Origin of the sequence: Microcoleus sp. BM001215392 (assembly GCF_036700185.1) — a bacterium.
Lineage (GTDB): Bacteria > Cyanobacteriota > Cyanobacteriia > Cyanobacteriales > Microcoleaceae > Microcoleus.
In genome coordinates, this window is the sequence record NZ_JAUBOJ010000188.1 from 1 (window position 1) to 8,366 (window position 8,366).

Annotated in this window: 8 protein-coding genes; 6 read left to right on the forward strand and 2 right to left on the reverse strand. The window is 45.9% G+C overall.

Annotated features, from left to right (window positions below; genetic code table 11):
- Both QT974_RS19460 and QT974_RS19465 read left to right on the forward strand, forming a co-directional pair.
- A partial coding sequence (locus tag QT974_RS19460) for a calcium-binding protein (RefSeq protein WP_333470075.1) occupies positions 1 to 959 on the forward strand: 959 nt, incomplete at its 5' end.
- Positions 960 to 1,496: 537 nt separating this feature from the next.
- A complete protein-coding gene (locus tag QT974_RS19465) occupies positions 1,497 to 1,940 on the forward strand; it encodes a hypothetical protein (RefSeq protein WP_333470076.1) in 444 nt (147 codons plus the stop codon).
- A 196-nt stretch (positions 1,941 to 2,136) separates the two neighbouring features.
- On the opposite strand, the gene QT974_RS19470 is transcribed toward QT974_RS19465, so the two are convergent.
- Entirely contained in the window at positions 2,137 to 2,514 is a 378-nt protein-coding gene (locus tag QT974_RS19470) for a Mo-dependent nitrogenase C-terminal domain-containing protein (RefSeq protein ID WP_333470077.1), read from the reverse strand.
- Positions 2,515 to 3,016: 502 nt separating this feature from the next.
- Here QT974_RS19470 and QT974_RS19475 point away from each other — a divergent pair.
- Positions 3,017 to 3,604 (forward strand): rhomboid family intramembrane serine protease, encoded by a 588-nt coding sequence (locus QT974_RS19475; RefSeq protein WP_333470078.1) that lies wholly within the window; start codon positions 3,017 to 3,019, stop codon positions 3,602 to 3,604.
- A gap of 101 nt (positions 3,605 to 3,705) precedes the next feature.
- Here QT974_RS19475 and QT974_RS19480 read toward each other — a convergent pair whose 3' ends face one another.
- Entirely contained in the window at positions 3,706 to 6,633 is a 2,928-nt protein-coding gene (locus tag QT974_RS19480) for a PAS domain S-box protein (protein ID WP_333470079.1), read from the reverse strand.
- Positions 6,634 to 6,684: 51 nt separating this feature from the next.
- On the opposite strand from QT974_RS19480, the gene QT974_RS19485 reads away from it, so the two are divergent.
- From QT974_RS19485 to QT974_RS19495, 3 genes are all read left to right on the forward strand, one after another.
- Positions 6,685 to 6,846: a hypothetical protein gene (locus QT974_RS19485; RefSeq protein ID WP_333470080.1), complete on the forward strand. Its 162-nt coding sequence runs from the start codon at positions 6,685 to 6,687 to the stop codon at positions 6,844 to 6,846.
- Positions 6,847 to 7,131: 285 nt separating this feature from the next.
- A complete protein-coding gene (locus tag QT974_RS19490; RefSeq protein ID WP_333470081.1) occupies positions 7,132 to 7,515 on the forward strand; it encodes a hypothetical protein in 384 nt (127 codons plus the stop codon).
- A 234-nt stretch (positions 7,516 to 7,749) separates the two neighbouring features.
- The gene (locus QT974_RS19495; RefSeq protein WP_333470082.1) at positions 7,750 to 7,938 is read left to right on the forward strand and encodes a DUF2949 domain-containing protein; all 189 of its coding nucleotides are present in this window, start codon (positions 7,750 to 7,752) and stop codon (positions 7,936 to 7,938) included.
- Positions 7,939 to 8,366 lie beyond the last annotated feature (428 nt).

The following is an 8,366-nucleotide window of genomic DNA, read 5'->3' on the forward strand; positions in this document are numbered from 1 at the left end:
CAACGCCGACACCAACGCCAACACCATCGGTAACGCCAATAACTAATAACATCCCAAATGATGACTGCATCTGCGACAAAATTGACTATCCCAATCTAAACCAACCAAACAGAGTTGAAAACACCATACTCGGTGTATCCGCAATTCAAATAGGTACTGCTAAAAACGATGAATTACTGGGTAGCAACAAAGGCAATATATTCGATGCTAAATCCGGGGATGATAACTTATATGGTGGCGATAGCGGCGACATCCTCAACGGCAACGTAGGCAATGATTTTATCAGCGGTGGTAGTGGAGCTGACATCCTATTTGGAGATGAAGGAAATGACATCATTCTGGGTGAATTTGGCAAGGATTTAATCTTTGGAGGTAAAGGGAATGACTCGATAAATGGCCGCGAAGATGATGACATCGTTTATGGAAATCGAAATGATGACTTCATTGATGGTGGTAAGGGTGATGACACCTTATTTGGAGGCAAAGGGAATGACATCATCCTTGGTAGTGAAGGTGAGGATTCGCTGTTTGGAAATCAAGGTGATGACACGATCTGCGGCGGGGGTGGCGATGATTTGATCGGCGGTAATGAAGAAGCAGATATCCTAGGAGGCTGTGAAGGAAATGATACTATTTATGGAGGGGAAGATAACGATACTCTGATGGGCGGGAAGGGCGACGATGTTCTTTACGGAGATTTGGGAAATGATAGTTTGATTGGCGGTAGCGGTAACGATCTATTTGTCTTAAAATCAGGTCAAGGATTTGACAGAATCGGTGATTTTACCGTGGGTCAAGATTTTATTGGATTGACCGGAGGTTTGAGTTTTGGTCATTTAGCAATAACTCAAAATACTCAAGGAGCTCTGATTAAAAACCTCTTGACAGGTGAGCAGTTAGGTGTTCTGGTTGGAGTGAATGCGAATCAGATAACATCTGCTAATTTCATGCTGGTTTAGGGAAGCATAAAAAGTAGGCGCGTGCGCAGCTTCACGGACTTTCCCAAATCAAGAGCGCACCGGAATGACTGTCAACTGTCAACCAGGGCGGTTTAATTCTCCAAAAAACGGGGATTTTGTAGGGGTAGTGCCCCCGTGCCTACCCCGCCCACAGACGATTTAATGCGGGCTTTAGGCCTCCGGGCCGGCACGGGGGCGCGGCCCCTACAAAGAATGAAACAGCCCTGACTGTCAACTGTTAAGTGCCAGTTATCTAATTGTCCCCGGGCGAATCAGTTGCGGCGAAACTCACCGCATAACACGATTCTCGGGAAGGGGTGTTCAACCCTTTCCACTCTATAGCAATCCTTTTGTGGGGCGGGCTTCTAGCCTGCCCCTGAAAGCTTATTGAAAATGGTGCAATATTTCAGGGGAAACCGAAATTGCATCAAAGCATTTCCTCCTTTAGGCCGATCGTCAAAACTGTACAGTGCGATCGCGCCACTCAATCCAATTTATCTAGATTAGAGCCATCAACATATTTTAAACCAAAGATTTATGAACTTCACAGCCCGACTCACACAAATTAGCTTGCTCGGTTTAATGCTATTGGCCAGCAATCCAGCAGCAACTTTTGCTCTCGAACAATCGAGCCGCACCGCAGTAACAGCGTCTCGCACTGAAACAATACAAATAGCTAACGCATCGACTCCCGAAAAACTGGTGAGGGATTTTTGTATTGGCAAAGGGCAGAAAGTGGAAAACTATTTCGAGACTAGCAAATTTCGTATTTATCTGTGCTACAACAGAGCCAATCAACTATATTATTACGGCGTAAAGAAGAGTAATGGCAACACGATCGCCCTGCGTGCACGTCGTGAAGAAGGGACTGGTTATGTCGCCAAAAATGGCGCTTACGAGTACATTGTTACAGGAGCTAGCCTCAGTGTTTATAACAATGGCAAACGCATTTTGGAACAACGAGTAATTCGCTCCTTCTAGTATTTAAATGCGAGAGCTGTTAGAGCCCCGACTTCCCAGAAGTTGTCGGGGCTCTATCTCGTTTGTCTGCGCCGGCAGACTTCGCTTGACTCGCTTTGCGGTTTCAACCGCCGCATAATCTGAAACTAAAAAAACCCTCCCCAACAAGGAGAAGGGAGGGTGAATAAGAGAGTTATAAATTAAGGTTTTTGCCGAATTAACAATAAATCGTCACATCCTCGCCGCACTCGTCAGCCAAATAACACAAAGCACGAAACCGCAGCCCAACCACTTGCTCGTAAAGCGGGTTTAACTTGCACAGCGGCGGAATGTGAAATAAAGTGCGATCGCAAATTTTGACTTCCCGCTCAAACGGACACTGGCTGGGAATAAACTTGCAGAGAAACCGAGCTAATTTTTGACTTTTAATTGCAGTATTGTCAAGCCACTGTTTCAGCGGATGCAACAAGTCAAAGCGCGGCTTGCGGCCGTAAGGTTGAGGATTTGTAGCGACACTAACAGGGGTTTTTTCTTTGCCATGCCATACCCAAATTGGCAGAATTCGATGGGACTGTGTATTCTCAAATACGTTCATATTTCTCTGTTCCTCTGTTACAACGAGGTGCCAAGAACTCTTTGTAGAGCTGGTACGAGATTTTGTCTACAATAAGTACCTACAGCAGCTCGTTTTGCTTTACCGGATGAAACTTCTTGAATTAATGACTCGATCCTCGAAAAGTAGTTCCTGATTTTTTTTGAGAGACGGTGTGCGATCGCCAAACTGTCCTCATTGGCAGCCCCAGGATTTATCTATGGGCTAAAAACTCTGCCTTTTACATTCAAGCTTCAACCTTCAGTTAACTCTCCTTTTGTAGTTCCTCTACGATAATGACGCATCAAGGTGAATAATTCCATGCGTGAAAATGCGGAATTTTCAATCAAAGTTATAATAGTTTCAAATAAGCACGGCGCTGCAAAAAACCCTGAAACCCAGCGCCAACCGTCGCTGCGTACGCGCGTGCGTAGCTATCCCTCTTCGTGAATCGGCCAGAAACTCCTACAATTAAAAATAATCGGCATTACCGCCATCCCAACCCATGAGCAACCCAGAAACCAAATCTGTCACCCGCGAATTGCAAAGCCACGCAGTTATTCTCGGCGGCTTCGTCTCCCTCCTGTGGATAATCGAGATTCTCGATGTATTCGTGTTTAGAGGCGCGCTGAATGCCTACGGAATCCGCCCCCGCAGCATCGACGGACTTGAAGGCATCCTCTTGATGCCTTTTTTACACGGTAGTTTTGCTCACTTAGCCGCCAATACCCTCCCGTTTCTGACATTTGGCTGGCTGATTATGCTGCGAGAAATTAGCGACTTTTTTATAGTTAGTGCTATCACTGTGTTAGTCAGCGGATTGGGAGTTTGGCTGACAGGCGCGCCCAATTCTGTGCACATTGGTGCCAGCGGATTAATCTTTGGTTACTTCGGATTTTTGCTGTTGCGGGGCTATTTTGAGCGCAGCTTTACGTCTATTGCGATATCTGTAATTGTCGGTTTTTTCTACGGCAGTTTAATCTGGGGAGTTTTGCCCTCACAGCCTGGTGTTTCCTGGCAAGCGCATTTCTTTGGCTTTGTCGGCGGGATATTAGCAGCTCAACTTTTGGGGCGGCAGAAACGGAAAGTATAGCAGAAGGAAGTTTGGCAACGAACAATGTACGGGATGTAACGGATGTAAAGGATAGAAGCAAGACTTGTCCGCATTTTAACCGCTGATTCTTCAACCCGCTCTTAAGCTGGTTTTGTCTGTATAGAAGCGGTTTCAACGGCTGTTTTATCTAATAAAAATTCTACTTGCGCCGGCAAGCACACAGTAAAAATCGAACCGCCACCTAACTGGCTTTGAACTTGCATATCACCGCCCATCATCAAGCAAAAGTGACGGCTAATTGTCAATCCCAAACCCGTGCCGCCGTACTTGCGGGTAGTTGAGGCGTCGCCCTGCATAAAAGCTTGAAATAAATTCTGCATTTGTCCGGGGGGAATCCCAATACCAGTATCAGCTACGCGGAAAATTATTAAATCGGAAGGTTCTGCTATTTCTTGAGTTGTTAAGCTGTCATGTTTAACTCTTTCAATGGACAGGGTAATAGTCCCGCCTTCGGTAAATTTTGCGGCATTGCTCAGCAGGTTGAGCAATATTTGACGAGTTTTGGTAATGTCGGCATACATCATTCCCAAGTCGCCAGCATAATTAACTTCAAACTTATTAGAGTTTTTTTCTACCAATGGTTCGACTGTAGAAGCTACCTCGTCAATTAAATGAGCTGGATTGAAAGTTTCTAAATAAAGTTCCATCCGCCCCGCTTCTATCTTAGAAATATCGAGAATGTCGCTAATTAAAGATAACAAGTGTTTGCCGGCTGTTTGAATTTTCTGCAAGTCGGGGATAAAATCTTCGTGGCCCAAATCCTCGGCGTCTTCTTTGAGCATCTCGCTGTAACCGATAATCGCGTTGAGGGGTGTACGCAATTCGTGGCTCATATTGGCTAAGAATGAGCTTTTGGCTTGGCTGGCTGCTTGAGCGGTTTGAGCTACTTGTTGGAATTCTTCTGCTAATTTGCGCTGGGTAATGTCTTCAGCAATGCCGACGATGCGGTAAATTTCTCCTGTTTCGTTACGGACTGGAAAAGCCCGATCGCGCACCCAGCAAACTGAACCGTCAGATCGCACTACCCGATACTCCTCATCATAATCCCCCCGCACCTGTTTTTCAAAGGCAGCCTCAACGCGATCGCGATCGTCCGAGTGAATAGCATCCCAAAAAGCCTCCGGATGTGACTGCAAACTCTCACAGCTCAAATTCCATATTTTCTCACAAGCAGGGCTGACATAAATTATCTGCTTTTGATTTGGTTCTCTAATCCAAAATACCTCATTAATATTTTCTGCCAACTGGCGAAACCGTTCCTCGCTGGCTCGCAACTGCTCCACAGCACTGTGAAACTCTGTCACATCTTGAACCAGCGATGCCACCCCAATTATACGGCCATCAGCATCAACCAAAGTCGTATTGTACCACTCGCAAAGAATAATTGTGCCGTCCTTTCTAAGGTTTTGGTTAATGCTACTAACTCCTCCTTGATTAGTAAGCAAAGTTATAGATAGTTCCCTGACATACTCCTTCGCACTGTCAGGAACTATGAGCTCGACTCCGTGCCGTCCCATTGCTTCCAAGCGGTTGTATCCAAAAATTCTTTCTGCTGACAAATTCCAGTCTGCAACTTCAAAATTCAGATTCCATTCTATTGCTCCCAAAGGAGTTTCATAGAGGTGCAAAGCGAGTTTTTGCTGAGACTTTTTCAGAGAGCTAATTAATTTAGTTTTATCAGCAATCGCATCTTCCACCCGATCTTCTAGAGTAGTAAACGACTCTTCCAATTGACCTGCCATCTTATTAAAAGAACGAGCTAGAACACCGACTTCATCTTCTCGTTCAACAGACACCATCAAGCGCGGATCTACCGCCATCGAGTCCCATTCTCCCCGCGACAAAGCCTGCGCAGCCTTGCTCAGACGCTGAATTGGCATCACAATCCACCTCGAAGTCACGCTCCCTACAGCCGTCGCCACCACCAAAGCACCGAAACAAAGTAACACCGTGTAACGAGTGTTGGCGTTAATGTTGTCCATAAAATCGGCTTCGGGAACCGCCACTACAATCAACCAATCGAGGCCTCTGCTGTCTGAGAAGGGCGTTACCTGTAGAAATTGCCGTTGACCGTCGATCGCAAAATCTAGCTGCTGAGAACTGTCAATCTTGCTCAAATCCCCGAAGCGTTCTGTCAAATAGCGGGCTGTCGATCGAATCAGAACGTTGCTGCTGCTGCGGGCTGCAATCCTTTTCGGAACGCCGTTGCTAACAATAAACGGCTGTTGCGAAGTAGAATTTGCCACCAATTCTCCCGACTTTTCTACAATAAAAGTCTGTCCAGATTTACCAATCTTTAGGCTTCGCAAGAATTGATTGATATTGGAAAGTGTCAAGTCAGAACCGAGGATACCAATCAGTTTATTATCCTTGCTATAAACTGGTTGAGCCGCCGTAATTGCTAGTTTTGGAGTGTCAAAATAAGTATAAATTTTTGTCCATGTCGGCTTGCGGGCTCGCACCGGAGCGATGTACCAAGGTCGGGTGCGGGGGTCGTAGTTGGGAGTAGTTTTTACTATCTTGGTTGATTCGCCTAACTTGGACGGCGTGTAGGTGTGAAAGTTATAGCCAGTAGATTTATTAGAAGTCCGAACTTGCAACTGGGCATCGTCGAGCCGTTCAACTCCAATGAAAGTTTTTTGTTCGGAGCCAAATTGAATGTAGCTAATTTTATCAAAGGTTTGAAGTTGTTTGCAGAAGTAGCTGCGCAAACTAACTTCATCCTGCACGTTCAAAATGCCGAGATTGATGGCATCGACATTGAGCTGATTGATTTGGTGAGGGGTTTCGATATAACTGTAAATGTGTTGCTGGATGCGCGATGTGACTTCGGCGCGCAGTTGTGCGGCAACATCATTGACAGCTATGCGCCCGTTGCGCAGCGACAGCCACCCAGTCAACCCTACCGCAGCGAAAGTCTGGATGGCAAAAGGCACTACAAGGAGGATGCGAATTGGCACTTTGCGCGACGTTTTGAAAATCTGGTCTCTCAGATATCTAATTGGCATGATGAAGCAGAACTATAACGAACCCGCAACGTTTTGGTAAATTACAACCTGATGAGGGCAGATTTTGAAATTGAGATTGTTTTCTATGGCAAAGTGCTTTTAACAACTCAGAATCTGCCGCTGGTAACTGAATGGTTAACGACTGCCACCGCCATCTTAGCGCGATCGCGCGCTTTGTCAGGGCGATCGAGATTAATAGAGTATCACTCCTAGACTGAATGTAGGCGCTGATACTATTTGAGATTTTACCTTTGAGATTGGGTAGTTTGCGCTCGCACTCCCAGCATCAGAAACTGGTTTTTTTCTGGCATCTACTTCGCTGCATCCGACAGATAGACTAAAGAACCAGGTTTCTGAGAGTCGAAGCGCGATCGCCCTGACCAAGTTTTAGCGGTAACTTTAATTAACATCTTCACAACCAGGTACTTTTGATAGAGCGCAAGTTAATTCCGAGTTGGTACAATAGCCATAATAGGATGCAACGCCGCGGAGGCATGGATGATGAACGCAGTTATTGCTAGTCTTGGCACTGCTCTCGGACTGAGCTCAATTTTGATCGCTTTAACCCCGGCGGTTATAGCCCAACAAATACCGCAACCAGCGCCCCAAACTTCGGAAACGACTTTATCTGGGGACTCTCTCAGGACTGTCGAGGACAGAACCGTAGACTCGGACTACCAAAACTTGATTGGCGAATCAGAAACGGCCGCTAATTCTGCTATTCGCGATCGCAGCTTGGGCGACAGGTTTCGCCTCAAAGTCGGTCCAGAATTGGAATTTATTACTACTCCTTCCGACGCCCAGCGCCAAGGAAATCCGGTTCCGATCAAACCCAGCGACAGCGGCACAGAAGCGGGAGTTCAGCTTCTGCTAGGACTTTAGCAATTTTCCATGAATTGATGTCAAGCAAACGAGCGATCGCACACTGCCATATTTGAAGCTTTCAGCTCTTGTGACTGCGATCGCTTTTTTCTATGAGTTCGATCGCAAGTTTTGTGCGCTTTCCATCACAGCAGAGTGTCTATTCTGAACCTAAAATTGGGGCTATTAAACATCGAATGCAGCCCGATTAGATACGTATCTTTACAATAGCGCATAAAACAGGCGTTGAAGGTCATGGGAAAGGCTCAACTGATCGATTATTTGCGGGGAGAGTTGGCGATATCGAGTTCTGCGATCGCCGTTGCTCTCAGACACGACGAACCAGATGCCGGTCAACTGCCGATGGTGCTGTGGCAGTACGGATTAGTTACGCTAGAACAGTTAGACCTAATTTTTGATTGGCTGGAAACTCAGTCGGTTTAATAATTTAAAATCCTGAGTTGAAAAACATGGATATCAGATTTTCATTCAGTTGACCGCTGGAGAGTTGACCAAAAAGGAAAAAGATTCGAGTAATGAATAGTCTTCTTTTAAAGTTCTCCCGATCGGGGTTCTGGCTTTAAACCAATTATTCCTGGTAGATTTTTCAGAAAGAAAGCTTACACAAACGGTCGTCGAAAATTATCGGGTATAGGGTTGAGTGTTGAGGTTGAGATTGAGGTTGATTTTTTACCTTTGGGTAATATCTAAATATGCGGTAGGGATGCAGCACTGCTGTGTCCCTATTGTTATGGCTCCAGACAGCATAAAACAAGCCCCAGCAACTTTTATGTGGCCGGGGCTTGTCTGATTAAATTTGGTGGCGGGAAGTGGATTTGAACCACTGACCTTCGGGTTATGAGCCCGACGAG